Genomic DNA, 25356 nt, shown 5'->3' on the forward strand with positions numbered 1-25356 from the left:
TTGGAGCGGGAAACGAGGCTCGAACTCGCGACCTCAACCTTGGCAAGGTTGCGCTCTACCAACTGAGCTATTCCCGCATTACCAGAACTGACTGATTTCTTTGCTATCTTTCGGCAATTCATCGTTGTCGTCTGATGCGATGCATTCTACTTACCTGACGTGATGAGTCAATAAAATTGTTGGCCCATCACGATCGTTTGCCGCTTTTTGCAGCGTATCGATCACGGTTCCAGCAGATCGTTGCGCGCTGCGTTCAAATATTGGAACATCGACCAGAAAGTCAGCACCGCCGCGATATACAGCAAACCGAACGCCACATACTCGACGGAACGATCCGGGCGCCACAGCAAGCCCACCAGCGACATCATCTGCGCCATGGTTTTCACTTTGCCGATCCAGGACACCGCCACGCTGCTGCGTTTGCCGATCTCCGCCATCCACTCGCGCAGCGACGAAATGATGATTTCACGGGCGATCATGGTCGCCGCCGGCAGCGTGATCCACCAGCTGTGGTAGTGCTCCGCCACCAGCACCAGCGCCACCGCCACCATGACTTTGTCCGCGACCGGATCCAGGAACGCCCCGAAGCGCGTCGTTTGTTTCCAGCGGCGTGCCAGAAAGCCGTCAAACCAGTCGGTGACAGCGGCAAACACAAAGATAACGGCGCATACCATCGGAGCCCAGCTGAACGGCAGATAAAACGCCAGCACAAAGAATGGGATCAGAACTACGCGAAACAGGGTAAGCCAAGTCGGTATATTCAATTGCATAATGCTACGGTAACTATCTGGCTAGAGTGGAAATTAAGAGTATGTTGCTACATTGCCCTCAGTGTTTCAATGCATTGTAGATCTTTTCTGCCAATGCTTGTGAAATACCCGGCACTTTTGCAATTTCCTCCACGCTGGCGTTCAACAAAGGTTGCAGTCCGCCCATATACTTCAACAGCACCTGGCGCCGTTTCGGCCCTACGCCCTCAATCAGCTCCAGTGCGCTGGTATTTCTGACTTTCGCTCTTCTCTGCCGGTGACCGGTAATCGCATGATTGTGTGAATCATCGCGGATGTGTTGGATCACATGCAGCGCCGGCGAATCCGGCGGCAGCGAAATCCCCTCGCCTTCCGGCACGAAGAACAACGTCTCTAATCCGGCCTTGCGATCCGCGCCTTTGGCGATGCCGATCAGCAGCGGTTTGTTCTTGTCCCAGGTCACATTCAGCGATTTGAACACCTCGATCGCCATGCCAAGCTGCCCTTTGCCGCCGTCGATGAAAATGACATCCGGGATCTTCTTCTCTTCCAGCGCTTTGCCGTAGCGGCGCTTCAGCACCTGCGTCATCGCCGCATAATCATCGCCGGGTGTAATGCCGCTAATATTGTAGCGCCGATATTCCGCGCGCACCGGACCATTACCGTCAAACACCACGCACGAGGCCACAGTTTGCTCCCCCATGGTATGGCTGATGTCGAAGCACTCCATACGGTTGATTTCCGTCAGGTTCAGCACTTTGGCCAATTCAGCCAGCCGCTGATGGATCGTCGACTGCTGTGACAGCTTGGTGGTCAACGCCGTTGCCGCATTGGTGCGCGCCAGCTTCAGATAACGAGCGCGGTCACCGCGCGGTTTGCTTTGGATCTGGATTTTTCGCCCCGCCAACTCGGAGAGCGATTCTGCGAGCAGATCTTTTTCCGGCAAGCTGAAATCCAGCAGGATCTCGCCGGGCAGCGTGCGCGCCTGGCTGCCCTGCAGATAAAATTGGCCGACGAAGGTTTGCACGACTTCGCCCATATCCGTGCCGCCCGGTACCTTAGGGAAATAGCTGCGGCTGCCCAGCACCTTGCCCTGACGGATGAACAACACATGCAGGCAAGCCATACCGGCGTCGAACGCCACGCCGATCACGTCCAGATCGTCGCTATCGCCCGACACGAACTGCCGTTCGGTGACGCGGCGCACGGCCTGAATTTGATCGCGAATGCGCGCCGCCTCTTCGAAATTCAGCAGCTTGCTGGCTTCTTCCATGCGCGCAATCAGCTGGTGCAACACCTGCTGATCCTTACCTGAAAGGAACAGCCGCACATAATCCACCTGTTGCCGGTACTCTTCTTCGCTCACCAGGCCGGCGACGCAAGGCCCCAGGCAGCGGCCAATCTGATACTGCAGGCACGGCCGCGACCGGTTGCGATACACGCTGTTTTCGCACTGACGGATCGGGAACAGCTTCTGCAGCAACGCCAGCGTTTCGCGCACGGCGTAAGAATTGGGAAAAGGACCGAAATATTCGCCCTTGGCGTGTTTGGCGCCGCGATGCACCGCCAAACGGGGATGGGTATCCGCACTGAGAAAAATCAGCGGATAAGATTTATCGTCTCGCAAAAGAACATTATATCGCGGTTGGTACAATTTAATGTAGTTATGTTCCAACAGCAGCGCTTCGGTTTCGGTATGGGTAACCGTTACGTCTATTTGCGCGATATTTTTAACCAGCGTCTCGGTTTTACGGCTGCTGACCTGCTGCCGAAAATAGCTGGCGAGACGTTTTTTCAGGTCTTTGGCTTTACCGACGTAGATCACCGTGCCCGTGGCGTCGTACATACGGTAGACGCCGGGCTGGCTGGTGACGGTACTCAGGAAGGCTTTGGCATCGAAACGATCATTCACTGCTTAACAACGTCTCCGCATTGAACAATCCATGTCGGATGGCCAGGTGGGTCAGTTCGACGTCGCCGCTGATATTCAGCTTACTGAACATACGGTAACGGTAGCTGTTCACCGTTTTCGGGCTGAGACTCAATTGCTCCGAGATCTCATTCACTTTTTTGCCTTTGGTGATCATCAACATGATCTGCAGCTCGCGCTCAGACAGGCAGCTGAACGGCGTTTCAGCCTGCGGCTCCAGCTGGCTAAGAGCCATTTGCTGGGCGATATCAGACGCGATATAGCGCTGCCCCGCATGCACGGAACGCAAGGCGTTAACCACTTCCTGCGGCGCGGCGCCCTTGCTCAGATAGCCGGCGGCACCTGCCTGCATCACCTTCGCGGGCAAGGGATTTTCAGTATGGATAGTCAACATGATGACTTTGACGTCGGGTGCATAGCGCACAATCTTGCGCGTGGCTTCCAGCCCGCCAATGCCCGGCATATTCATGTCCATCAGCACGATATCGACAGCGTTGCCACGGCACCATTTAACGGCGTCTTCACCGCACTGGGCCTCACCGACAACTTTTATACCTTTGATATCTTCAAGAATGCGTCGTATCCCTGCGCGCACCAGTTCGTGGTCATCAACAAGAAGAACGCTAATCAAGGAAAAATCTCCAAAAAAAGGGAGTAACGCAATCAGCCTCTGTTTTCGCCAGAGATATTACTTGTTTTTCAGACAAGAATGAACACAGATTAATACATACTGCCGAATAACTTTGCGGAGCAGAGCTGATTTTTCAATTTTAGCCGTCTATGCCGCCGATAAATCGTCACGCGGGGAAACATTGGCCGGATAAAATAATTTCGCTGCGCCGCATACAGGATAGCCTGACAATCATGCCGCAAGGGGAAATCTGTGTAAGCAATCACGACATGAATAATATTAACACGGTTGCCGGTTCTTTGTAATCATTTGATATTTAACGGCGAAGGAAGAACCACTACTGATGGGAACCTGCCCCCCCTGAGTGCAAAACTATTATTCCCGCTGAATGCCGGCGAAATCAGCGCCATCAGCCCAAGATAATTATAATAACCCCAAGGATTCAACAATGACGCGCCGGACAAATACTTGTTAACCGTCTCGAAATAACTTGTCGATAATTGAATGGTTCGGTCATGCAGTGAGCGAGTTTTGCCCTGGAATGCGGCCCAAACAAGCCCGGTGCAGATGGCGGGCACATGCTATGCTATACTCCGCGCCCAGTTAAATTCGCCGCCGTGCCTGGAGCAACCTTTCTTAGCCCGCGCGCGGTGCGCCAAAGCAGTTTGTATCAGGCTACGGCCTCAAAAAAATCAGGAGAAAAAATGAGCAACGTTGATTTCACTACGTCTGCAAACCCGGAAATCTTGGCAACCGAGGTTGCCTGCCTCAAAGCCACGCTGACGCTGATCCTGAAATCGATCGGCCAGGCCGACGCCGGGAAAGTCATCATCAACATGGAACGTTTCATTGCCCAGATTGAAGATCCGACCCAGGCAGAAATCTTCAAGAACAGCATTCAGCAAATCAAGCACGCTTACCGTCAGTAAGCGTTGCGCCTCAGACCCGCGCTTCATGCGGGTCTGCTTTTCCCCAAGCTAAGCCTCACCCCGTTGATCTTGCTCAGGCTTTCGGGCAGTGTGTTGGCATTCCCCCGACACCCGAGACCATTATGGGCATTCTTGTCAAAGCGCTGATCGGCGCGCTGGTCGTGGTTCTGATTGGCCTGCTGGCCAAAACGCGCAACTATTATATCGCCGGTTTAGTCCCGCTCTTCCCCACTTTCGCCCTGATTGCGCACTACATTGTCGGCAATGAACGTTCAATTGCGGCGTTGAAAACCACGCTGATTTTCGGCATGTGGGCGGTGCTGCCGTATCTGGTGTATTTGATTTCGCTGTATTTTCTGATTAACAGCCTGCGGTTGTCCGTCGCGTTAGGGGCAGCAGTGCTGTGCTGGATTGCAGCGGCGTGGCTATTAATCACGCTCTGGGGATGGTGGCAAGGGCGTTAACGCCCTTGCCTCGGCGATTACGGGCGCCCCGCCTGCAAAACGAAACCGCGCTGCCGGTCGCCGGCGATACGCAGGTAGCGGCTCTCACCGGCGCGCAGCGTCATTGGCACGTTGCCGCCGGTATCACGCCAAATACACAGGTGATTCTCGATCATATCTTGCCCGATGCTGATCGACGTATTGCCCGTCGGCACGCGAAACTCCGCTTTTTCTTTCGCGCCCAGCGAAGCGGCGAACTCGCCATTCACATAGACGCCAGTGCGGCAACTGCCCGCCAGCATGCCGCTGTCGCGCACGACGACCACCGTGGCATAAGGCGTATCCGGAATATTTTGATAGAGCAGCAGACGGCTTGGGGGCGGTAATTCGGCCTGCTGCGGCGGCACGGCCTGGGTCGTACATCCCGTCAACAGTACAGAGGCAAAAAACAACGCGGCGTAGTGCTTCATCCTTGCTTGGCTCCTGAAGAAAATAATGCTCATCGTAACAAGAGAATAGCGGCCACCCGTAGTGCTAATGCCGCAGAGATGAAAAAATAGGATAACTTCCCAGCCTCCATCCATGACCAGTGAAGATAAGAAGATTCTGCATTAAACATATTGAAATAAAGACGGTTTTTACGAATTTATAACTTGACCATACCGCGTTGGATATCTGCCGCCAATGCGCCGCTGACGTAACTAAAACCATCCGGCGTGACATAAACCCGGGTATGGCCACTCTCCGACAGCACGGCCACCATATATCCCAGACTGATCATTTCATGTGATGGGACATTCATCGGCGTAAGAAACCCGCGCCCGCGACACCACTGATAAAAACGGGTTCGCCCATATCCCAACACGGCGCCGACGTCAGCGAGGTACTTAAATGTATCATAATCCTCTGATGCTGAAGGTAAACCGTCATGGTTTTCAGACGTTTTCTTTATCCCAGGCAAAATAAACTCCTTTTTTTGCATCTGTCACTAACGGTTATCCTTCATCTGGAGTGAATTTAAAAAATCCAAATTTAAAATGCAAATGAATTCCCTATAACTAAAAAGACTTTTATGGAGAAAATCTGAAAATAAAACCACAATAAAAAAACCGAAATAAAAAAATAGAGTATTAATACCGTGAATTAAATCTTTGGCATGGGTAAATATCCTAAACAAAAATAATAGTGAAATCGGATAAGAAGATACTTAGCCTGCATATTATACCGCACCACCCAAACGTTCATGCAGTAACCGGATCATGACGGCGAAGGGGAAGGGATAAAAATACCGGGCCTGCCTGCCCACATCGTCAGATCACTGATTCCTGCAGACCTCCCGCCCCCATCTGCATCATCTATCGATGATCGCGCTTCCTCAATCACACCTAAACAATAACTATTATCATTTCCAATTATCGCTCCAGTTGATTACACTTTTTTGCGTCGCAGGTTGGGAATATTCCTAGACCGCGTCTTAGGATAAAGAAAGAGTTAGGGACACTATGAAGAATTGTCGTTATTTGATTGTTTTGCCGTTATTGATGCTGACTGCCTGCACACAATGGGAAAGGCCTGGCGCAGTTGAGAGTACCCGGGATGCCGAATATGCCGAATGCCGCAGCCGCGGCTACGATCGCTTCCCGCCGGATGTGGTGCGGGACGTGGAGTTCAGCTACGAAAACAAATACATCCCTTGCGAGAAGAATAAGAAAGATTGCCCATCGGGATACCGCTATGACAAGGAGCCGTCAATTAAAACGGTGCAGACCGATCGCAATAAATCCGCTCGAGACGCCACCATCGAAGCCTGCATGTACGGCAAGGGCTGGCGGGAGAAAACCTACTATTGGCCGCAGTGGTGATGCAGCGAGCGTGGTTCGGACTGAAACGCCACTGCGGCAATGTCCCATCAGTTATCGTCGCTGCTGCAGAGCTTCCCCAGAGCAGCCAGCGTTTCCGTTCTCACCGGCGTTAAAGGAACGCGCGGCGCCGGCAAAGGCCATCCCAACAGTTGCCGCGCCGCCGCCGCACAAACCTTGCCCTGACAGGCCCCCATGCCGCAACGGCTGCTCAGCTTGGCCGTGTTCCAATCCGGCTGATGACGTACCTGTTCCAACGTGACGTCTTCGCAGCGGCATAGCAACGTCTGCGGTTTGGCCAGTGAGCTCACGCGTTCATCGAGCCGAAAGGCGCTCGCCGTCGCCGTGGCGAAACGACGCCACCGCCGCCGTTGCGCCGCCAGGGCATCGGCTTTTTCCTGCTGCCCGGTGGCGGCATAACCGGCGATGGCGCCTTCGGTGAGCGCCAATTCACTGCCGCCGATGCCGGTACACTCCCCGGCGGCATAAACTTGCACCAGACTGGTTTGCTGCCAATGATCAACCGCTACGGCGTCGTGTTCTATTCTGCACCCCAGCAGCATCGCCAGCTCAATGTTCGCCACCAAACCGAAGCCGCAGGCCAGCCTGTCGCAGGCCACCGTACTTTCCCGCCCGCCAATCTCGACACGCACCGACGCCAAGTGCTCTTGCCCCAAGGCCGCCAGCACCCGGCTACCGGCGCGATAATGGCTTGGCATCAGAGAGAAGGCCTGACGCAGCTTGCCCGGCCAGCGCCACAGGCCGCCGGCGAACGCCGCCAACCGCCATAGCGGCGCCTGTTCAGCCACCAGCACCACCTCGCCGCCGGCCTGCTTCACACTGCGCGCCACCGCCAGCAGCAGCGGACCGCTGCCGGCGATAACCACCCGCTCGCCGCGCATCGTCAGCCCCTGCTTGATTTGCGCCTGTAAACCGCCTGCGCCGGTCACCCCTGGCAGCGTCCAGCCGGGAAACGGCAGCAGCAGCTCGCGGGCGCCATGGCATAAAATCAACTTTTTATAGCGAATCACGCCACAGCCTTCTGCGTCTTCATACGCCAATCGATCGGCGCCGCACCGCGCCACCAGTTTGCAACCGGACTGCAGCACAATTTTTTCCCGCGCCGCCAGCGCCTGCCGATAGCGGTTCGCCGCCTTAGGCAGGATCACCTGCGGCCCATCGCGCCAAATTTGCCCGCCGGGGCGCGGATTATCATCGATCACCCGCACCAGCCCCCCACTCTCCGCCGCAGCCAACGCTGCCGCCATGCCGGCCGGCCCGGCGCCGACGATCAGCACTTCGCAGTCAAAGTCACTCATCATCGCTCCTCTCGATACGCATGCCGGACTGGCACAGCGTCTGGCATGCCAAACGACGCAGGCCGTTTATGGTCACCCGACATTCCTGACAAACGCCCATGCCGCAAAATGGCGCGCGCGGCTGGCGTGAAACCGACAACCGACAACGATCGGTGCCACACAGACTGAGCGCCGCCGCAACGCTGATGCCAACCGGCACCCGGCAGGGTTCGCCGTCGATGCTCAACATGAGCGTGTTTTGCCTTTCGTTCATACAGCCAGCTCCTCGTCGGCAAACGCCCGCGCCGCCAAATACGGGGAGTCGTCAATCTCCGGCGTTTGCCGGCCGATCTGCGCGGCGATCAACGCGGCGCTGCCGAGTGCAGTCGTGACGCCTAACCCTTCGTGCCCCAACGCCAGCCACAGCCAGGGATGGTGCGGATGCGCGCCCAGCAGCGGCAACCCGTCGTTCGAGGCGGCGCGCAGCCCGGTCCAACAGCGAATGATGTTCATCTGCGCCAATGCGGGCAAGAAATGCTGCGCACGCATGAGCATCGCCGCCAACAGCGGCATATCCAATGACGAGTCGACGGAATCGAATTGGCGGGAAGAACCGATCAGCCATTGCCCGGTGGGCCGCGCCTGCACATTGAATGCCACCGATGTGCCGTCGCTGGCGTGCGCGCTGGCGCCATATCCCAGCTCCACCAGCTGATGCCGCACCCGCGCTGGGTAGCGATCGGTGATCGCCAGGTGCCCCTTTTTGGCGTGCAGCAACGGTTGCGGCAACAAGACATTGGCCCGCAGGCCGCAGGCCAAAACCACCACCGGCGCAGCCAACTCTCGGCCATCCGCCAACCGCACCGCCTGCTCGTCCAGCGCGACCGCTTCACCCTGCACCACGTCGATCGCCGCGCCAGCATCGGCCAACAGCCATCGCGCCGCCTGCGGCGCATACAAAATACCGTCTCCCGGCACTCGCAGCCCACCGGCCAGGCCAGGCCGCAACATCGGCTCGATGGCGGCGATCTGCTCCGCCGTCAGCAGCTCTGCGGCCACGCCCCGCTCCGCCAGCCGCGCTCGCTTTTGCTCGGCGATGGCCATTTCATCGGCTTTATCCGCCAGCCACAGCGTACCGCAGCCGCGCCAGGCACATTCTTCCGGCATCCGCCCCGTCAAGTCACGCCACAGCCGCAGTGAATAAGCGCTCAGCGCCAGCTCGGCCGGATTATCGTCCATGCACACCAAATGCCCCATGCCGGCAGCGGTAGCGCCGGCGCGGCGATCGTCCACCACCGAGACACGATAGCCTTCCCTCGCCAACCGCCAGGCGCAGGCGGCGCCGATGATGCCGGCACCCACCACGATCGCATCGGCTGCTCGCCCGGCGCCCATCAGCGTATGCCCCAGACGAAGGGATCGCGTTCGTCGAGCAGCAGCTGGCTATCAGCGCACACGTAGGCTTGCCCGCGAATATAGGGCGTGATGCGCTCGCCGTTCCAGCGATAATAGGCCTGGAATTCGCTGCCGATCACGCTGGCCTGCCGCCAGGGAGTATCCGGCGGCAGTTTGCCGTCCGCCGCCAGACACGCCAGTTTGGCGCTGGTGCCGGTGCCGCACGGCGATCGATCGTAGGCTTTGCCGGGGCATAACACGAAGCTGCGGCTGTCGGCCCGCGGGTCGTCACCGAACAGTTCGATATGATCTATCACCCCGCCGTCTTCACCACAGATGCCCGCCTGCTCCAGCGCCTGCCGCACCGCCCAGGTGAACGCGGTCAGCGCCTCCAAATTTTGCTTATCGATGGACAAGGGCGACTCACCGATCAGGAAAAACCAGTTGCCCCCCCAGGCGATGTCCCCCGTCACCGAGCCATAACCCGCCACCTCAACCCGCACCTCATGGCGATAACGATAAGCCGCCACGTTCTCCACCGTCACACTGCCGTCATCGTGCAGCGTAGCGTTTACCGGGCCGACCGGGGTCTCGAGCAGATGGCGCCCGGCGCGGATGCGCCCCAGGTGCGCCAGCGAAGCGATCAGCCCGATAGTGCCGTGGCCGCACATGCCCAGATAGCCGGCGTTGTTGAAAAAGATCACCCCGGCGGTGGCCTGCGGCGAACAGGGAGAGCACAGCAGCGCCCCCACCAACACGTCATTGCCGCGCGGTTCGAGCATCACCGCACAGCGCCAGTCGTCATAATGTTGCGCGAAATTCGCCCGCCGTTCCGCCATGCTGCCTGCGCCGAGATCGGGAAAACCTTCGACGATCAGCCGGGTCGGCTCCCCGCCGGTATGAGAATCGATCGCCCGCAAAGCGGTGATATGCGCTGAAAGTGCCATCGGCGTCTCCAGGGTTAATGAGATGTTACCAATAGCAGTAGCCTGAACGAATGCGAGCATGACGGCTTGATGCGTTTCGGCGTGGCGAATGAAGAAATCAGCACAGTGATAAACGTCAGACCTGGCGCGTCGCGGGTATGAGTTTAACGAACGCCATAACAATAACTTATTTATCATGGCCTTACTTTCATGCTAAACCACCGAGTAGCGAGAGACGCCGCAGTTTTCAAGCAACCGCCAAGCGCAGCGCGACAAAAGTATGCGGCAATCCGCATATTTAATAACCGGCCGGAAATAGCGCTTGATTCGTTACGGGAAAGTTAATATTGATGCGAAAGCGCCAACCTGGCCCGCCTGTTATTCCGGCTAACGATCGAAAAGGGAATGCTATGCGAACCACTTCAGCCCCTCAGACTCAGGTTTCTCTCTCGCCGCCTTCGCTCGCGGGGCAGCCTGAACAGGAGGACATTTTCGCCGTCGAGCATCTGTCGCGCCTGTGCGATGGGCTGGCGCAGCAGCGCCCGAACAACCTGCGCGATCTGTTGAATACGCTGGCGCTGATCGCACCGTTGCTGAACGCGATTCCCAACGTGGTGTTCTTTATCAAAGACGCCCAGGCCCGCTACCTGCTGGCCAACCTGACGCTGGCCAGGCGCTGCGGTTTCAAGACCGTCACACCGCTGCTGGGCAAGACGTCCGCCGACGTGTTTCCCGCGCAGCTTGGTTCCGGCTATACCGAGCAGGATCTGCGGGTGTTGCGCCACGGCGTGCTGATCCAGGATCAGCTGGAAATGCATCTGTACAACGGCCGTGAAACCGGCTGGTGCCTGACGCAAAAGCTGGCGCTGTACGACGCACAGGGAAAAGTCATCGGCATGGCGGGCATTTCCCACGACCTGCAGGAAGCCAGAGCCAATCACCCTGCTTATCAACGACTGGCGGCGATCGACGTGCACATCCGCCGCCACTACGCCAGGCCGATCGCGCTCGAGGAGTTGACGGCGCTGACCGGTTTGTCGGTGGCGCAGATCGAACGCTACTGTAAACGCATCTTCCACCTCACCCCGCGCCAGATGATCCACAAAGTACGGCTGGAAAAGGCCACGGAACTGCTGGCCGGCGATCTGCCGATCACCGACATCGCGCTGCAGTGCGGCTATACCGATCACAGCGCCTTCAGCCGTCAGTTCAAAGCGATGACCGGCTCCACGCCGCGCGATTTCCGCCTGACGCTTTCCGCTTAATGCGCTGATCTACCAGATTAAAAACATCTTCTCATGGCGCACCGGCGCCCGATTTTCGCATGCCCGCCTCTTGGCGCTACTGTGCCAATTTCGTCGTGGCAATCGGCGAAAAGCGTCAAGCCTCCCTGTGCAATACCGGTCAATCTGTCGGTGAGTTTCACCAACGGTTCACTTTTCATTAACACTTTCGAACGACAGGACAAACACCATGAGCCATAAAACCCTAAGCTGGAGCGGCGTATTCCCGGCGGTGACGACCCAGTTTCGCAACGATTTCTCTCTGGATCTCGACGCTACCCATTCGGTGATCAAAAACCTGGTGCGCGACGGCGTCTCCGGCCTGGTGGTATGCGGCACCGTCGGTGAAAACACCTCGATGACGGTGCAGGAAAAGCTGGCGGTGATCGAAGTGGCCAGAGACGCCGCCGACGGCAAAGTGCCGGTGATCGCCGGCATCGCCGAGTTCACCACCGCCTTCGCGCAGAACATGGCGCGCGAAGCGCAAAAGGCCGGCGTCGACGGCATTATGGTAATGCCGGCGCTGGTCTATTCCGCCAAGCCGCACGAAACCGCCACGCACTTCCGCAGCGTCGCCGGCGCGACCGATCTGCCGATCATGGTCTACAACAACCCGCCGATTTACAAGAACGACGTCACGCCCGACATCCTGACCTCGCTGGTCGACTGCGAGAACATCGTGTGTTTCAAAGACTCGTCCGGCGACACACGCCGCTTTATCGATCTGCGCAACGCAGTCGGCGATCGCTTCGTGTTGTTCGCCGGGTTGGACGACGTGGTGCTGGAGAGCATCGCCGTTGGCGCACAAGGCTGGATCTCAGGCATGTCCAACGCCTTCCCGCGCGAAGGGGAAACCCTGTTCCGTCTGGCGAAGGAAAAACGCTATGAGGAAGCGTTGGCACTGTACAGCTGGTTCATGCCGCTGCTGCATCTCGATGCCCGCCCCGATCTGGTGCAGTGCATCAAGCTGTGTGAACAGCGGGTCGGCCGCGGCAGCGCCGTCACTCGCCCACCGCGCCTGGCGCTGCAGGGTGAAACGCTCACCGAAATCAACGCCGTGATCGATAAAGCGCTGGCCACCCGCCCCGCGCTGCCGAACGTCGGTCTGTAACGCCTTCACCGCCCGGCCATGTCGGGCGTCACTCTTTTTCTACCGGGGGTACCGATGCCCAACGATCGCTACGCCGCCATCAGCGGCCAACACTTTATCGGCGGCCAGCGCCGCGCGGCGGAAGAAGCGGTGCTGCTGAGCCTGCGCGCCGAAGACGGTCAGCCGACCGGCTACCGTTTTCATCAGGCTACGGCGGAGGAAATCGCTGCCGCCGCCGAAGCCGCCTCAGCGGCCTTTGCGCCTTATTCGCAACTCAGCGCCGAGCGGCGCGCGAACTTTCTCGACGCCATCGCCGAGGAGCTGGACGCCTTGGACGAGGCCTTCTTCGCCTTCGCCACGCAGGAGACCGCCCTGCCGCCGGCGCGGTTGAGCGGCGAGCGCGCCAGAACCAGCGGCCAGATGCGGCTGTTCGCCACGCTGCTGCGGCGCGGCGACGTCGAAGGTGTTCGCATCGACTGCGCATTGCCGCAGCGCTCCCCCCTGCCGCGTCCCGACCTGCGTCAATATCGCACGGCACTCGGTCCGGTGGCGGTGTTCGGCGCCAGCAACTTCCCACTGGCCTTTTCCACCGCGGGCGGCGACACCGCCGCCGCACTCGCCGCCGGTTGCCCGGTCGTGTTCAAGGCGCACAGCGGCCATATGATCACCGCCGAGCTGACCGCTCAGGCGATCGAGCGCGCGCGGCGACGCACGGGCATGCCCGCCGGCGTCTTCAACATGATCTTCGGCAACCGTGTGGGGGCCGGCCTGGTACAGCATCCGGCGATTCAGGCGGTGGGATTCACCGGCTCGCTGCAAGGCGGCCGGGCGCTGTTCGATCTGGCCATGCAACGCCCTCAGCCGATCCCGGTCTTCGCCGAAATGTCGAGCATCAACCCGGTGGTTATCCTGCCGCAGGCGCTGGCGCGGCGCGGGCAACGCATCGCGCAGGAACTGGTCTCTTCCTTCACGCTCGGCTGCGGTCAGTTCTGCACCAAGCCCGGCGTGATCGTCGCGCTGCGCGGCACCGCCTTCGAACAGCTGATCGAAACGATGAGTGCCCTGGTCAACGCCGCCGAGCCGCAGCCAATGCTGAATGCCGGGACGCTGGAGCACTACCGCCACGGGCTGGCGGCCCTCGATGCGCACCCGGGCATGCGGCGTCTGGCGGGCCGAAGCGAAACGCCTCCTCATCGGGCAGCGGCGCAGCTGTATCGGGCCGAGGGAGCGTTGCTGCTGCAGGCCGACCCGCTGCTGCAACAGGAGGTATTCGGCCCGGCCAGCATTCTGGTGGCGGTGGATAACGAAGCGCAGCTGCATGCGGCGCTGGCGGCCTTGCAAGGTCAGTTAACCGCCACGCTGCTGGCGGATGACGGCGATCTCGACATGGCTGCCGGGCTGACGACATTGCTGACGCGCAAAGCCGGTCGGGTGCTGTTCAACGGCTACCCGACAGGGGTAGAGGTGTGCGACGCCATGGTGCACGGCGGACCCTATCCGGCGACCAGCGACGCGCGCGGCACCTCGGTAGGCACGTTGGCCATCGAGCGTTTTCTGCGGCCGGTTTGCCTGCAAAACACCCCCGCGGCGCTGTTGCCGCCGCCGCTGCAGGACGCTAACCCGCTCAACCTGCTGCGGCTGGTGAACGGCGTTTATACCCGAGATCCCATAGTTTCACCTGCCCAACACCAGCCCGGCCGCATCTGCCAATAACAAAAGGGTCACACCATGACAACCCAAGGCAAATTCAAGAAGCAGCTCACGCTCACCGATCTGACGTTCATCGGTCTGGGCGCCATCTTCGGCTCCGGCTGGCTGTTCGCCGCCAGCCATGTCTCCTCCATCGCCGGCCCCGCCGGCATCTATTCCTGGCTGATCGGCGGCCTGGCGGTGTTGCTGCTCGGCATCGTCTACTGCGAGCTCGGCGCCGCCCTGCCGCGCGCCGGCGGCATTATTCGCTATCCGGTGTTCTCGCACGGCGAATTGATGGGTTATCTGCTGGGGTTTATTACGTTGATCGCCTTCTCCAGCCTCATTGCCATCGAAGTCGTTGCCGCCCGACAGTACGCCGCAGCCTGGTTTCCGTTCCTCAGCCAGCCGGGTTCCGGCGACCCGACGCCGATCGGCTGGCTGGTGCAGCTGGCGCTGCTGTGCTTTTTCTTCGCGCTCAACTACTACAGCGTCAAAACCTTCGCCAAATCCAATAACCTGATCAGCGTGCTGAAGTTTCTGGTGCCGCTGTTGGTGATCGTGGTGCTGTTCGGCTTCTTCAAACCGGAAAACCTGCACAGCCAGGGCTTTGCCCCCTTCGGCTCCGCCGGGGTTGAAGCCGCCATTTCCGCCGGCGGCATCATCTTCGCCTACCTCGGTCTGACGCCGATCATCTCGGTCGCCAGCGAGGTGCAAAAACCGCAGCGCACCATCCCCATCGCGCTGATCCTGTCGGTCGTGTTGTCCACCATCATCTATGTGCTGCTGCAGATAGCCTTTCTCGGCAGTATCCCCAGCGAGATGCTGAGCGGCGGCTGGGCCGGCATCAGCCAACAGTTCTCCCTGCCGTTCCGCGATATCGCCATCACGTTGGGCATGGGATGGCTGGCGTTTTTGGTGGTCAGCGACGCGATCGTTTCGCCGAGCGGCACCGGCAACATCTACATGAACGCCACGCCTCGCGTGATCTACGGTTGGGCACGCGCCGGCACCTTCTTCAAGCTATTCACCCGGGTGGATGGTGAGTCCGGCATCCCGCGCCCGGCGCTGTGGCTGACCTTCGCCCTCTCGGTATTCTGGACGCTGCCGTTCCCGTCGTGGGAAAAACTGATCGGCGTGGTGTCCGCCGCGCTGGTGCTGAGCTACGCCATCGCGCCGGTCACCGCCGCCGGGCTGCGGCGCAATGCGCCCGATATGCCGCGTCCGTTCAGGGTGCGCGGTTTCTGCGTACTCGGCCCGCTGTCATTTATCATTTCGGCGCTGATCGTTTTCTGGTCCGGCTGGGATACCGTTTCCTGGCTACTCGGTTTGCAGATCCTGATGTTCTTCATCTACATCCTGTTCAAGAATCAGGTGCCGACCCACGCCGTTAGTCTCAGGCAACAAATCTGGTCCTCGCTGTGGCTGATCGTCTTCTATGCGCTGGTGATCACGCTTTCCTATCTCAGCAGCTTCGGCGGCATCGGCGCCATTGCCCACCCGTGGGACACCCTCACCATGGCGGCGATCGCGCTGGCGATTTACTACTGGGGCGCCTATACCTGTTTACCCCAGGCCAATTTTATCGGCGATGAAGAAGAGTGACCCCAGGGAGGAGATCAAGATGACAGCCATGCACGTTCTGTCGCTGGAACAGGCTTATCAACTGGCATTGCGCGCGCTGCGCAGCAACGGCTTCAATCAGGCTCACGCCGAAGCGGTAGCGCAAAATGTCACGCAAGGCGAACGCGACGGCTGCGCTTCGCACGGGCTGTATCGGCTGTTGGGCTGCGTGCGCTCACTGCAGGCGGGCAAAGTCTCCGCCGATGCCCAGCCCAGGTTGGTCGACCAGGCGCCGGCCATCTTGCGCGTCGACGCCGGCGGCGCCTTTTCGCTGTTGGCTTACCGCACCGCGCTGCCGGCCTTTATCGATAAGGTACGCGCCAACGGCATCGCCGCCCTGGCGATCAATCGCTGCGTGCATTTCTCTGCGCTGTGGGCCGACATCGAACCGCTGACTGAACAAGGATTAGTGGCCCTGGCCTGCACGCCCAGCCACGCCTGGGTGACGCCGGCCGGCGGCTCGCGCCCGCTATTCGGCACCAACCCTATCGCCTTCGGCTGGCCGCGCTCCCAGCGGCCGCCGTTTCTGTTCGACATGGCCACCAGCGCGGCGGCGCGCGGCGAAATCGAGCTGCATCGCCGCGCCGGCACCCCGTTACCCGAAGGCTGGGGCATTGATAAAGCGGGCAACCCCTCCACCGACGCCGCCAGCGTGTTGGAGGGCGCAATGCTGACCTTCGGCGGACATAAAGGCTCGGCGCTGGCGGCGATGGTGGAACTGCTGGCCGGCCCGCTGATCGGCGATATGACCAGCAAGGAATCGCTGGCTTATGACGGCGGCACCGGTTCGTCGCCTTACGGCGGTGAGTTGATCATCGCATTGGATCCCGAACGTTTTCTCGGTGCGGATAAGGAGACGTATTTCGCCGCGGCGGAAACAATGTTTGCCGAGATGCAGGCGCAAGGCGCACGCATCCCCGGCGAACGGCGCTACCAGCGTCGCAGACAGAGCGAGCAGTCAGGGGTAGCGATTCCCGCAACGCTGTACGATGAAATAGCGGCACTGTGCCAATAAGCGCCGCTCTGGGCTCGCGATAAGCGTCATCGCGGGCCCGCCTTAATCAACCGGTCTGGACTAAATCGGTATGCAATCGCCGACGCCAGATCGGTTTTGTCGCCCATTTGCCGACATTCTTTTTATCCACCTTGCCCTGCTGCACGTTATGCCACATGCTCTCTTTCCACAGCATCGGGGCTTTGCCTTTCAACGTGGGCCTGACCTGCTTAATCACTCGCCGCAGGTGCTCCGCCTCTGCGCGCTTGATCTCCGGCGCATTGGTGGCCGGATCCAGCGCGCAGGCGGCGAACGGCGCCATGCAAAGATTGAGCACGTTAACCTGTTGCAGCGTCGAAAGTTGGTTGCCGCTCATCCCTTTGCCGGACCAATGCTCATACTTCTCCCCGGGATCATCCCCTTGCTGGCGATATTCGCTGCCCGGCCCTTCTACAATATTCCATCCTTGCCAGGTCACCAGCGTGTGCAGTCCATCGCGGTCATGCACATTTTTATCTTTAATCTGCTGAAGCACGCCCGCGTAATTTGGCACGCTGATCAACTGCATAAACTCTGCCAGCGCCTCCCAATGTTCTCCCGCCACTAAACCATTCCATACCGCGCGCAGGCAATTCCAGGGAATGGTGTGGTGCCAGGTTAATGTTACTGACGGCGTAGTGGGCGTATGCTGCCACTTGCCCGGTTCGGCACCTCGATCGCCCTTAATGATCCCGTTGGCCTCTAATGGCATGGCTGTCCCTCTTCTGGTCTGGCTGAGATGAAAACGTGTAAGGCCGGCAGACCGGATTACACCGATAAAACGTCAGCTAAAATCGTAGCAGTTCAGGCTGAGATGGCAAAAAAACGCAAAGCGCGCTCTGCAACCGCAGAACGCGCCTGAAAACGGCGGGCTTGAGGGGGGTTATCTCACTACCATCACCGAGATGTTGGCATGGCGCACGATAGCGGCGGCGTTGGAGCCCAGCAGATAGGTTTTCACGCTCGGGCGACGCGAACCGATAATGATCAGATCGGCGTCGATCTCTTCCGCCAGTTCCAGCGCCTGATCGCGCGCCGAACCGAAGCTGACGGTGTAGTTGAGGCGATCCAACGGCAGATCGATCTCCGACATGATTTTCTTCAGCTTGTCCACCGCCTTCACTTCCGCCTGATTCTCAAACTCCTTGAGGCCAAATGAATAGGCGGTAACAAAGGCCGAAGCATCCGGCAACGCATGGAAGAAATGCACTTTAGCGCCGGACATCTTCGCCAAATATTCCACATGCTTCAGCGCATGTTCAGTCAACAGATCTTCTTCAATATCTATCGGCACCAAAATAGTCTTATACATATCACATCCTTTCTATGTAAAGCGGGTGCCTACAGAATACTGCCGCGCACCAGCGCGGTGAACCGCTTTATCGCACTTTTGTGATCGGGGGTAAATACTGACAAGGACAATGTTTAATTTAACAAAATATAAACACCGCGCCGCTAACTGATAGGCGATTAATTATTTATTTCTCACCGTTAAATCAGCTGTAAATAAACCGCTTTGGCGGTGGCCGCGGTCTTATTGGCGACAGAAAGCTTTTTAATCGAGTTGCCGATATGGAAGTTGATCGTGCGTTCGCTCACCCCCATCAGCAACGCGATCTCTTCCGCCGTTTTCCCTTCGCTGCACCAACGCAAGATATCTTTCTCGCGCAGCGTCAGCACATCTTTTATCGCTTCGTCGTTCACCGATATCAACGCTTCACGCAGCGTTTTGTGGGCGGTTTGAGCCAGCCAAAGGAAAAACGTTTCGTTGGCCGCGCGCGCTTGCGGCGTTTGCTGCGGCAGCGTCTTGCCAGCAAAAGTCAGGATCCCGAGGCGACCATAGCAATCCTTGACCGACTGCGACCAACCGGTACACAGGCCAAACTGCGCCATACGCCGCCACATCGCCGGCCACTGGTGATAAAAGCTTTCGTCCCACTGAAACTGCAGCGTGGAATGGTGGGCGCGCTCGATGACCGGATCCTGCAAATAGGCCCGCTGCCGCCGATATTCCTCGAGATAGCTCGCAGGGATATTCCCCTCGATCAGCATTTTGGGCCGGCTGGCCGGGTAGCAGGAAAAAACGATGTAGGAGAAGTAATCAAACCCCAACGCCTCGGCGCAGGGCCCCAGCTGCGTCAGAAAACGTTCGCGATCGGTTAAGCTGCCAATCACCTCCGCCATGAGCCGTTGAGTGCGGGTATCCATAACGCGAGTTCTCCAGATAGCGATGCCGATTTATCGATAGGTCAGACTCACTATAGGATATCGCCGCCTGGCGTCAGTAGCCGTTTCATATAATAAAAAATACCAAGGCTATAACGAAAAAAGCTATTCTCCCGTTTATTGACCTCAGAATACGCCTTTTTATTACGCTACACGGGAAAACTACGCGAATAGCATAAACCCTCCGGCGCGTAAACCTGTCATTTCTACCGTTAGACAGCCAACACACCGCCAATTACTTTCCTCACAGGCACCCGGTGCCGCCGTAAATCCAAAGAGATAATAAGCATTTGCGAATTTCGCATGGCATACAGTGACGGGGATTTTCTATGGCAGAACGTAATGCGGCAATTCAATCGGCTGCGATTATCGGCGCGGGAACGATGGGCAGAGGCATCGCTTATCTTTTCGCGCAAAAAGGCATTCGTACGGTGCTTTATAATCGCAACGGCAATACCCTCATTCAGGCTCGTGAATATATCGTGCAAGACCTGGACAAAAAGGTCGAACAGGGCAGGCTCGCGCCGCAGGATAAAGACGCGGTGCTGGCCAATCTGCAGTTCTCATCGGTGTTTGAAGCTATCGTCGACAGCGATTTGGTGCTCGAAACTATCGCCGAGCAAGAGCAAGCCAAACTCGAGGTGCTGGCCGCCATCGCTGCGGCGGTCAAACCCGACACGCTGATCGCCACCAATACTTCCTCATTGTCGCTCAATAAGCTGGCAACGGCGGTGACCCACAGCGAACGCTTTATCGGTTTGCACTTTTTCAACCCCGCGCCGCTAATGAAGCTGATTGAAATCATTCCGGCCTACTTTACCGCCCAGGCCGCCACTGAACGTTGCCGCCAACTGGTGGCGGCATTGGGGAAACGCGATGTCGTCTGCCAGGCTACGCCGGGGTTCATCGTCAATCGTATGGCCCGCCCCTACTACCTGGAAGGCTTTCGCCTGTTGGAAGAGCACGTGGCGCGCGCGCCGCAGATCGACCGCGCCCTCAAGGCCGGCGGACACTTTCGCATGGGGCCGCTCGAGCTGACCGATTTTATCGGCCAGGACATCAACTATCAGGTCAGCCGGCAAATTTGGCAGGACATGCAGTACGACCCGCGCTATACCCCCGGCCATCTGCAGCGTTCGCTGGTCGATGCCGGGCTGCTGGGGAAAAAGAACGGTCGCTCCTATTTTTCCGCCGAAGAAACCGCCCCGCCGGTTGAGGCCGCCGCCGAGGCGGATGTCGAGACGCTGCGCATTTACGGCGAACACCCTTTGTTTACCCTGCTGCAACAGCGAGCCGCACTGCAATGGCCGCAGTTGCGCGTAGAACAGCGGCCGGCCTTGTCGGGCCTGGGAGCGGCCATTCAGGTCAATGACGCTTTCACCGTCAGCATCACCGATGGCCGCACGGCAAATCAGTTGGCCGAGCAGACGGCGGCGGACGCCTTTGTGGTCGATGTCGCCCTGAACTACGCCGACACGGCGTATCTGGTGGCGGCGCACAGCCGCCACGCCTCTGCGGCTAATAAGGCGTTGTTTTTGCGCCTGCTGCACACCGCGCTTCCGCAGGTTGAATTTATCAAGGACTCCCCGGCGCTAATCGTCGCCCGCGTCCTCAGCAGCCTGATCAACGAGTCGGTGATCATGGTGGAAAGCGGCGTCTGCAGCCGGGAAGACATCGATGTCGCCGCCGTCGCCGGCGTGAACTACGCCGACGGCATTTTCGGCTGGCTCACTCGCCTGGGGGAGAAAAACGTCAGGACGACGCTGAGCAACCTGGCGCAGCTGCTGCACGCGGCCCGCTATGCGCCGCATTACACCCTTCTGCACGCCGCCCAACCGGCGCTGACCACCACGCCTTAAGGATCAACGATGAGCATTAAAGATGACGGTGTGTATCTGATCGACGGCACGCGCACGGCGATCGGCGCCTATGGCGGCAGCCTGGCGCAGACCCGCCCCGACGATATGGCGGCGACCATCATTCGCAGCCTGCTGCAGCGCCATCCGGCGGCAGAGGCGAGTCTGGACGAAGTGGTGCTGGGCTGCGCCAACCAGGCCGGTGAAGACAATCGCAACGTCGCCCGCATGGCGACGCTGCTTTCCGGGGTGGATCAGTCGGTGCCGGCCATTACCCTCAACCGCCTTTGCGCCTCCGGATTGGATGCGGTGATTTACGCCGCGGCGAAAATTCGCAGCGGCCTCAGCGAACTGATCCTGGCCGGTGGCGTGGAAAGCATGAGCCGCGCGCCCTATGTGCTGAGCAAAAGCGAAACGCCGTTCGATAAGGGGGTAAAGCTGTACGACACCACGCTGGGATGGCGCTTCGTTAACCCGCGTCTGGCGGAACGCTACGGCAGCGATCCGCTGGGCATCACGGCGGAAAACGTGGCCCAACAACAGCATATCTCGCGCGAGGAACAGGATCTGTTCGCGCTCGCCTCGCAGCAAAAGGCCCGCAGGGCGATCGACAGCGGCCGGTTGGCGCGGGAGATCACGCCGCTGGAAGTGCCGGCCGATCGTAAAACCACCCGCCTGTTCGCGCAGGATGAATTCCCCCGCCTCAGCACGCTGCAACAGCTGCAGGCATTGAAACCGGCGTTCTCCGCCGGCGGCTCGGTCACTGCCGGCAACGCTTCCGGCATCAACGACGGCGCCGCCGCACTGCTGCTGGCCTCCGGCCGCTACGTGAAACGCCAGGGGTGGCAACCGCTGGCGGAGATCGGCGACAGCGCAGCCGCCGGCGTTGCACCGGCGCTGATGGGGCTGGGGCCGATCGCCTCCACCGAGCGTTTGCTGCAGCGCGGCGGATTCACGTTGCACGACTTCGACATCATCGAGATTAACGAAGCGTTCGCCTCACAGGTGCTGGCGGCGCTGAAACACTGGCGTATCGACGCCAACGACGCGCGCGTCAACCCGAACGGCGGCGCCATCGCACTCGGCCATCCGCTGGGGATGTCCGGCGCGCGTCTGGTGCTGTCGGCGGCGTTGGAATTACGCGATCGGCAGGCCGGCAATGCATTGGTGACGATGTGCGTCGGCGTCGGTCAGGGTCTGTCATTAAGCCTTAAAGCCGTTTAACACAAGGAATATGCTATGAGCGTACTGAACATTCTTGAAGAAAAGCTGGCAGAAACCAAAAGACAGGGGCGCTTTCGCGAGTTCCTCAATCTTGAGCGCGGCGTGCAGGACAAACCCTGGGCCACCCGTCACGGGCAACAAGGCGAGCGTCGTCTCAACGTCTGGTGCTCAAACGACTATCTGGCGATGAGCCACCATCCCAAGGTACTGCTGGCCACCACCGACGCGGTTAACCGCGTCGGGCTGGGCACCTGCGGCGCCCGCAGCATTTCCGGCACCTCGGTTTATCACAGCGAGCTGGAAACGCTGCTGGCCAGCGCCTACGGCAAAGAGTCGGCGCTGCTGTTCACCACCGGCTTCGGCGCCAACGACGCCACCTTGTCCACCCTGTGCGACGCCATTCCCGATCTGATCGTGTTCTCCGACGAACTGAATCACGCCTCGATGATTTATGGCATCCGCTACAGCAAAGCGGAGAAAAAGATCTTCCGCCACAACGACGTGGCGCACCTCGCCGAGCTGCTGCAGGCCGCCGACCCGGCGCGGCCAAAGCTGATCGCCTTCGAGTCGCTGTATTCCATGGACGGTGACTTTGCTCCCCTGGCGCAGATCGTGGCGTTGGCGGAACAGTACCAGGCGCTGACCTATCTCGACGAGATCCACTCCGCCGGCGTGTACGGCGAACGGGGATTGGGCTACGCCGAACAGCTGGGCCTGTTGGATAAAATCACCATTATTCAGGGCGGATTCGGCAAGTCTTACGGCGCTGCGGGCGGTTATATCGCCGCGCCCCGCTCGGTGGTGGAGGCGGTACGCAGTTGGGCGCCGGCATTCGTGTTCAGCACCTCGTCACCGGCGCCGGTGGTCGCTGCGGCGTTGGCCAGTTTCAAATACAACCTCGAGCATGACACCCAGCGCAAGCACCTGCTGGCGATCGTCGATCACCTGAAAACCGGCCTGCGCGCCGCCGGCATCCCGCTGGTATCGGCCGACAGCCATATCCTGCCACTGTTGGTCGGCGATCCGCACCGCAACAAGCACATCAGTCAGGTGCTGCTCGACGAGCATGATATCTACGTGCAGCCGGTCAATGCCCCGACGGTGCCCGCCGGCAGCGAGCGGCTGCGGGTGACGCCGACCTCGGCGCACTCCCATGCCGACGTGGAAACGTTTCTGGCGGCGCTGGGACAGGTTTGGGCGGCGAACGATCTGCGGAGGGCGGGATGAAGTTAGCGGATTATAACGGCCATCTGGTCACGCTCTGTTTGATGGCGACCGGCACCTTCGCCATCGGCACCGACGCCTTTATCGTCGCCGGCGTGCTCAGCGACATTTCCGAAACCTTTGCCGTCAGCCCCGCGCAAGCGGGGCAGTTGATATCGGTATTCGCGCTGGCTTATATGCTGTTCGCGCCGCTGACCGCCTGGCTGCTGGGCAACGTCAACCGCAAGCATATTCTGCAGTTGGCGCTGGTGCTGTTCATCGCCGGCAATCTGGCCTGCGCCTGGGCCACCAGCTACCTGCAGATCTCGTTCGGCAGAGTGTTGGCAGCATTGGGCGCGGCCTGCTATACGCCGCAGGCCGCCGCCGCCGCGGTGGGGCTGGTGACGGAAAAACGCCGCGGCCTGGCCATTTCCATCGTTTATGGCGGCATGACGTTGGCCATCGCGCTCGGCATCCCGTTCGGCACCTTTCTCGCCAAACTGATCGGCTGGCGCGAAATCTTCCTGTTCATCGCCCTGCTGGGAGTGATTGCGCTGCTCGGCCTTTCGCTGGCGCTGCGCGCCATTGCGCCGCCGGGCAAGCATTCGCTGAAAGAGCGGCTTGCCCCGCTGCGGCAAAAGGCGGTGCTGACCACGCTGCTGATCACCTTCTTTGCCGTTTGCTCGGAGCACATCGTCTACAGCTACGTCAGCGTATTATTGAAAAACACCCAGTTCGGCCCGGAGGCGATCCTGCCCCTCGCGCTGCTGGTGTTCGGCATTGGCGCGGTGATCGGCAATTTTGCCTCCGGCGCGCTGACCGACGCCCTCGGCAGCAAATTCGTGCTGCTGTTTTCCGTGGCGATCCAGACGCTGTCCCTGTTTCTGCTGGCCTTTTATGTCACCTCGCCCTGGTGGGTGCTGGTTATCTTTCTGGTCTGGGGCATTACCGGCTGGATGTATCTGGTGCCGATCCAGCACCACTTGTTATCGCTGTCGAAACGCTTTGGCGCCTTGACCGTGTCGCTCAACAGCTCGGTGCTGTACGCCGGCATCGCGGCGGGTGGCATGCTGGGCGGCCTGACGCTCTACGCGCTGCCGGCCTATTATCTGCCGCTGTTTTCGCTGCCGCTCGGCGCCATCGCCCTGCTGCTGACGCTGTTCTTTTTCCGGGGAGAGGCCATCGATGAGTGAATCACCGCCGGTGCTTTATGAACGCCACGGCGCGCAGGTTGCGGTCATCACCCTCAATCGGCCGGAAAAAAAGAACGCCATCAACCTGCAGATGGCCGAACTGATCCGCACCTACCTGCGCCAGGCGGACAGCGACGACTCGGTGCGCGCTATCGTCCTGACCGGTCAACCGACGGTATTTTCCGCCGGCATGGATGTTAACGCCTTCCGTCAGGGCGAACTGCCCATCGTCACGCCGGAGGGATTTGGCGGGTTGATCCATGCGCAGATCGGCAAGGTGATCATCGCCGCCGTTGACGGTATCGCCTACGGCGGCGGCTTTGAGCTGGCGCTGGCGTGCGATCTGATCGTCGCCGGGTGCGATGCGCGCTTCAGCTTTCCCGAGACCGGGCTTGGGTTAGTCGCCGCCCAGGGAGGATGCGCCCGCTTGCCGACGCGAGTTTCGCCCTACGTGGCGCTGGATTGGCTGCTGACCGGCAGAACCGTCAGCGCACAGGAAGCGTTGTCACACGGCGCCATTTCCCGCATCAGCGCAAGTTCGGCCCGGGAAGAAGCGTTACGCATCGCCGAGCAGATCGCCGGGAAAGACCGTGACGCCAGCCTGGCCGTCAAGGCCATCGTCCGCCAGGGGCTGACGCAGCGCGAAGCGCCATCGTTCGACTTTCAACAAGCGCCGGTCGAGCGCCTGCGCCAGGCGGCCGCCCGGCGTTAATCCTCCTTGCCGGCTCGCCTGAGTCGGCATTTCCCGCCTCTCCTCCACAGCTCATTTTACGCAG

At 59.6% G+C, this 25356-nt stretch carries 25 protein-coding genes and 1 tRNA gene; 13 read left to right on the top strand and 13 right to left on the bottom strand.

The window, feature by feature from the left end:
- Position 1 precedes the first annotated feature (1 nt).
- The 4 genes from AC6BYQ_RS03775 to uvrY all read right to left on the bottom strand — a co-directional run bounded on the left by AC6BYQ_RS03775 (position 2) and on the right by uvrY (position 3310).
- A tRNA-Gly gene (locus tag AC6BYQ_RS03775) sits at positions 2–77 on the bottom strand.
- Positions 78–221: 144 nt separating this feature from the next.
- Positions 222–770, bottom strand: coding sequence for a CDP-diacylglycerol--glycerol-3-phosphate 3-phosphatidyltransferase (gene pgsA / locus AC6BYQ_RS03780; RefSeq protein WP_025160331.1), 549 nt, complete (start codon positions 768–770; stop codon positions 222–224).
- Between the two features lie 58 nt (positions 771–828).
- On the bottom strand, positions 829–2661 hold the full coding sequence (gene uvrC / locus AC6BYQ_RS03785; RefSeq protein WP_047568116.1) for an excinuclease ABC subunit UvrC: 1833 nt from the start codon (positions 2659–2661) through the stop codon (positions 829–831).
- Positions 2654–3310, bottom strand: coding sequence for a UvrY/SirA/GacA family response regulator transcription factor (gene uvrY, locus AC6BYQ_RS03790; RefSeq protein ID WP_025160332.1), 657 nt, complete (start codon positions 3308–3310; stop codon positions 2654–2656). Before uvrY ends, uvrC begins: the two co-directional genes overlap by 8 nt.
- A gap of 704 nt (positions 3311–4014) precedes the next feature.
- Here uvrY and AC6BYQ_RS03795 point away from each other — a divergent pair.
- Both AC6BYQ_RS03795 and AC6BYQ_RS03800 read left to right on the top strand, forming a co-directional pair.
- Entirely contained in the window at positions 4015–4239 is a 225-nt protein-coding gene (locus AC6BYQ_RS03795; protein WP_004927950.1) for a DUF2594 family protein, read from the top strand.
- Between the two features lie 122 nt (positions 4240–4361).
- Positions 4362–4703, top strand: a complete 342-nt coding sequence (locus AC6BYQ_RS03800; protein ID WP_019456464.1) for a GlpM family protein — start codon at positions 4362–4364, stop codon at positions 4701–4703.
- Between the two features lie 17 nt (positions 4704–4720).
- On the opposite strand, the gene AC6BYQ_RS03805 is transcribed toward AC6BYQ_RS03800, so the two are convergent.
- Positions 4721–5152 (bottom strand): hypothetical protein, encoded by a 432-nt coding sequence (locus tag AC6BYQ_RS03805; RefSeq protein WP_019456463.1) that lies wholly within the window; start codon positions 5150–5152, stop codon positions 4721–4723.
- A 176-nt stretch (positions 5153–5328) separates the two neighbouring features.
- On the bottom strand, positions 5329–5664 hold the full coding sequence (locus AC6BYQ_RS03810; RefSeq protein WP_019456462.1) for a hypothetical protein: 336 nt from the start codon (positions 5662–5664) through the stop codon (positions 5329–5331).
- 520 nt (positions 5665–6184) lie between these two features.
- On the opposite strand from AC6BYQ_RS03810, the gene AC6BYQ_RS03815 reads away from it, so the two are divergent.
- Positions 6185–6544, top strand: a complete 360-nt coding sequence (locus tag AC6BYQ_RS03815) for a hypothetical protein (RefSeq protein ID WP_019456461.1) — start codon at positions 6185–6187, stop codon at positions 6542–6544.
- Between the two features lie 47 nt (positions 6545–6591).
- Here the strand turns inward: AC6BYQ_RS03815 and AC6BYQ_RS03820 are convergent, their stop codons facing one another.
- The 4 genes from AC6BYQ_RS03820 to AC6BYQ_RS03835 are packed head-to-tail and all read right to left on the bottom strand — an operon-like array spanning position 6592 to position 10181.
- Complete coding sequence (locus AC6BYQ_RS03820) at positions 6592–7860, bottom strand: FAD-dependent oxidoreductase (RefSeq protein WP_498056325.1); 1269 nt, start codon at positions 7858–7860, stop codon at positions 6592–6594.
- Entirely contained in the window at positions 7853–8113 is a 261-nt protein-coding gene (locus AC6BYQ_RS03825) for a (2Fe-2S)-binding protein (RefSeq protein WP_498056326.1), read from the bottom strand. The genes AC6BYQ_RS03820 and AC6BYQ_RS03825 overlap by 8 nt, the downstream gene beginning before the upstream one ends.
- Positions 8110–9234 (bottom strand): NAD(P)/FAD-dependent oxidoreductase, encoded by a 1125-nt coding sequence (locus AC6BYQ_RS03830; RefSeq protein WP_498056327.1) that lies wholly within the window; start codon positions 9232–9234, stop codon positions 8110–8112. The genes AC6BYQ_RS03825 and AC6BYQ_RS03830 overlap by 4 nt, the downstream gene beginning before the upstream one ends.
- Complete coding sequence (locus AC6BYQ_RS03835; protein WP_498056328.1) at positions 9234–10181, bottom strand: 4-hydroxyproline epimerase; 948 nt, start codon at positions 10179–10181, stop codon at positions 9234–9236. Before AC6BYQ_RS03835 ends, AC6BYQ_RS03830 begins: the two co-directional genes overlap by 1 nt.
- Positions 10182–10570: 389 nt before the next feature.
- On the opposite strand from AC6BYQ_RS03835, the gene AC6BYQ_RS03840 reads away from it, so the two are divergent.
- The 5 genes from AC6BYQ_RS03840 to AC6BYQ_RS03860 all read left to right on the top strand — a co-directional run bounded on the left by AC6BYQ_RS03840 (position 10571) and on the right by AC6BYQ_RS03860 (position 16860).
- Entirely contained in the window at positions 10571–11425 is an 855-nt protein-coding gene (locus tag AC6BYQ_RS03840; protein WP_498056329.1) for a helix-turn-helix domain-containing protein, read from the top strand.
- 208 nt (positions 11426–11633) lie between these two features.
- Positions 11634–12554 carry a dihydrodipicolinate synthase family protein gene (locus AC6BYQ_RS03845; protein ID WP_498056330.1) on the top strand — a complete coding sequence of 307 codons (921 nt, stop codon included), beginning with the start codon at positions 11634–11636 and terminating at the stop codon, positions 12552–12554.
- 54 nt (positions 12555–12608) lie between these two features.
- Entirely contained in the window at positions 12609–14246 is a 1638-nt protein-coding gene (locus AC6BYQ_RS03850) for an aldehyde dehydrogenase (NADP(+)) (protein ID WP_498056331.1), read from the top strand.
- A 15-nt stretch (positions 14247–14261) separates the two neighbouring features.
- Complete coding sequence (locus tag AC6BYQ_RS03855) at positions 14262–15827, top strand: APC family permease (protein WP_432525336.1); 1566 nt, start codon at positions 14262–14264, stop codon at positions 15825–15827.
- A gap of 19 nt (positions 15828–15846) precedes the next feature.
- A complete protein-coding gene (locus AC6BYQ_RS03860; protein ID WP_498056332.1) occupies positions 15847–16860 on the top strand; it encodes an Ldh family oxidoreductase in 1014 nt (337 codons plus the stop codon).
- Between the two features lie 46 nt (positions 16861–16906).
- On the opposite strand, the gene AC6BYQ_RS03865 is transcribed toward AC6BYQ_RS03860, so the two are convergent.
- From AC6BYQ_RS03865 to AC6BYQ_RS03875, 3 genes are all read right to left on the bottom strand, one after another.
- Complete coding sequence (locus AC6BYQ_RS03865; RefSeq protein ID WP_043129445.1) at positions 16907–17590, bottom strand: hypothetical protein; 684 nt, start codon at positions 17588–17590, stop codon at positions 16907–16909.
- Positions 17591–17761: 171 nt separating this feature from the next.
- Positions 17762–18190, bottom strand: a complete 429-nt coding sequence (locus AC6BYQ_RS03870) for a universal stress protein (RefSeq protein ID WP_019456450.1) — start codon at positions 18188–18190, stop codon at positions 17762–17764.
- Between the two features lie 179 nt (positions 18191–18369).
- On the bottom strand, positions 18370–19086 hold the full coding sequence (locus AC6BYQ_RS03875) for a LuxR family transcriptional regulator (protein WP_025160334.1): 717 nt from the start codon (positions 19084–19086) through the stop codon (positions 18370–18372).
- A gap of 347 nt (positions 19087–19433) precedes the next feature.
- Between AC6BYQ_RS03875 and AC6BYQ_RS03880 the strand changes: the two genes are divergently transcribed.
- Genes AC6BYQ_RS03880 through AC6BYQ_RS03900 form a run of 5 tightly spaced genes read left to right on the top strand, consistent with a single transcriptional unit; the run spans position 19434 to position 25292 of the window.
- Positions 19434–20963, top strand: coding sequence for a 3-hydroxyacyl-CoA dehydrogenase NAD-binding domain-containing protein (locus tag AC6BYQ_RS03880; protein ID WP_498056333.1), 1530 nt, complete (start codon positions 19434–19436; stop codon positions 20961–20963).
- Positions 20964–20972: 9 nt separating this feature from the next.
- Positions 20973–22184 carry an acetyl-CoA C-acyltransferase gene (locus AC6BYQ_RS03885; protein ID WP_019456447.1) on the top strand — a complete coding sequence of 404 codons (1212 nt, stop codon included), beginning with the start codon at positions 20973–20975 and terminating at the stop codon, positions 22182–22184.
- 15 nt (positions 22185–22199) lie between these two features.
- The gene (hemA, locus tag AC6BYQ_RS03890; protein ID WP_019456446.1) at positions 22200–23411 is read left to right on the top strand and encodes a 5-aminolevulinate synthase; all 1212 of its coding nucleotides are present in this window, start codon (positions 22200–22202) and stop codon (positions 23409–23411) included.
- The gene (locus tag AC6BYQ_RS03895) at positions 23408–24580 is read left to right on the top strand and encodes an MFS transporter (RefSeq protein WP_063919167.1); all 1173 of its coding nucleotides are present in this window, start codon (positions 23408–23410) and stop codon (positions 24578–24580) included. The genes hemA and AC6BYQ_RS03895 overlap by 4 nt, the downstream gene beginning before the upstream one ends.
- Positions 24573–25292: an enoyl-CoA hydratase/isomerase family protein gene (locus AC6BYQ_RS03900; RefSeq protein ID WP_498056334.1), complete on the top strand. Its 720-nt coding sequence runs from the start codon at positions 24573–24575 to the stop codon at positions 25290–25292. Before AC6BYQ_RS03895 ends, AC6BYQ_RS03900 begins: the two co-directional genes overlap by 8 nt.
- Positions 25293–25356: the final 64 nt, after the last annotated feature.

It is taken from the genome of Serratia sp. LTN-2 (assembly GCF_059740205.1).

Bases quoted from the DNA above. Each gene is read 5' to 3' on its own strand.
- AC6BYQ_RS03850 (WP_498056331.1), top strand. From the start codon at position 12,609: ATGCCCAACGATCGCTACGCCGCCATCAGCGGCCAACACTTTATCGGC.
- pgsA (WP_025160331.1), bottom strand. From the start codon at position 770: ATGCAATTGAATATACCGACTTGGCTTACCCTGTTTCGCGTAGTTCTG.
- AC6BYQ_RS03800 (WP_019456464.1), top strand. From the start codon at position 4,362: ATGGGCATTCTTGTCAAAGCGCTGATCGGCGCGCTGGTCGTGGTTCTG.
- AC6BYQ_RS03880 (WP_498056333.1), top strand. From the start codon at position 19,434: ATGGCAGAACGTAATGCGGCAATTCAATCGGCTGCGATTATCGGCGCG.
- AC6BYQ_RS03795 (WP_004927950.1), top strand. From the start codon at position 4,015: ATGAGCAACGTTGATTTCACTACGTCTGCAAACCCGGAAATCTTGGCA.
- AC6BYQ_RS03885 (WP_019456447.1), top strand. From the start codon at position 20,973: ATGAGCATTAAAGATGACGGTGTGTATCTGATCGACGGCACGCGCACG.
- AC6BYQ_RS03875 (WP_025160334.1), bottom strand. From the start codon at position 19,086: ATGGATACCCGCACTCAACGGCTCATGGCGGAGGTGATTGGCAGCTTA.
- AC6BYQ_RS03840 (WP_498056329.1), top strand. From the start codon at position 10,571: ATGCGAACCACTTCAGCCCCTCAGACTCAGGTTTCTCTCTCGCCGCCT.
- AC6BYQ_RS03895 (WP_063919167.1), top strand. From the start codon at position 23,408: ATGAAGTTAGCGGATTATAACGGCCATCTGGTCACGCTCTGTTTGATG.
- AC6BYQ_RS03815 (WP_019456461.1), top strand. From the start codon at position 6,185: ATGAAGAATTGTCGTTATTTGATTGTTTTGCCGTTATTGATGCTGACT.
- AC6BYQ_RS03855 (WP_432525336.1), top strand. From the start codon at position 14,262: ATGACAACCCAAGGCAAATTCAAGAAGCAGCTCACGCTCACCGATCTG.
- AC6BYQ_RS03865 (WP_043129445.1), bottom strand. From the start codon at position 17,590: ATGCCATTAGAGGCCAACGGGATCATTAAGGGCGATCGAGGTGCCGAA.
- AC6BYQ_RS03810 (WP_019456462.1), bottom strand. From the start codon at position 5,664: ATGCAAAAAAAGGAGTTTATTTTGCCTGGGATAAAGAAAACGTCTGAA.
- AC6BYQ_RS03835 (WP_498056328.1), bottom strand. From the start codon at position 10,181: ATGGCACTTTCAGCGCATATCACCGCTTTGCGGGCGATCGATTCTCAT.
- AC6BYQ_RS03860 (WP_498056332.1), top strand. From the start codon at position 15,847: ATGACAGCCATGCACGTTCTGTCGCTGGAACAGGCTTATCAACTGGCA.
- AC6BYQ_RS03870 (WP_019456450.1), bottom strand. From the start codon at position 18,190: ATGTATAAGACTATTTTGGTGCCGATAGATATTGAAGAAGATCTGTTG.
- hemA (WP_019456446.1), top strand. From the start codon at position 22,200: ATGAGCGTACTGAACATTCTTGAAGAAAAGCTGGCAGAAACCAAAAGA.
- AC6BYQ_RS03900 (WP_498056334.1), top strand. From the start codon at position 24,573: ATGAGTGAATCACCGCCGGTGCTTTATGAACGCCACGGCGCGCAGGTT.
- AC6BYQ_RS03805 (WP_019456463.1), bottom strand. From the start codon at position 5,152: ATGAAGCACTACGCCGCGTTGTTTTTTGCCTCTGTACTGTTGACGGGA.
- AC6BYQ_RS03820 (WP_498056325.1), bottom strand. From the start codon at position 7,860: ATGAGTGACTTTGACTGCGAAGTGCTGATCGTCGGCGCCGGGCCGGCC.
- AC6BYQ_RS03830 (WP_498056327.1), bottom strand. From the start codon at position 9,234: ATGGGCGCCGGGCGAGCAGCCGATGCGATCGTGGTGGGTGCCGGCATC.
- AC6BYQ_RS03825 (WP_498056326.1), bottom strand. From the start codon at position 8,113: ATGAACGAAAGGCAAAACACGCTCATGTTGAGCATCGACGGCGAACCC.
- AC6BYQ_RS03845 (WP_498056330.1), top strand. From the start codon at position 11,634: ATGAGCCATAAAACCCTAAGCTGGAGCGGCGTATTCCCGGCGGTGACG.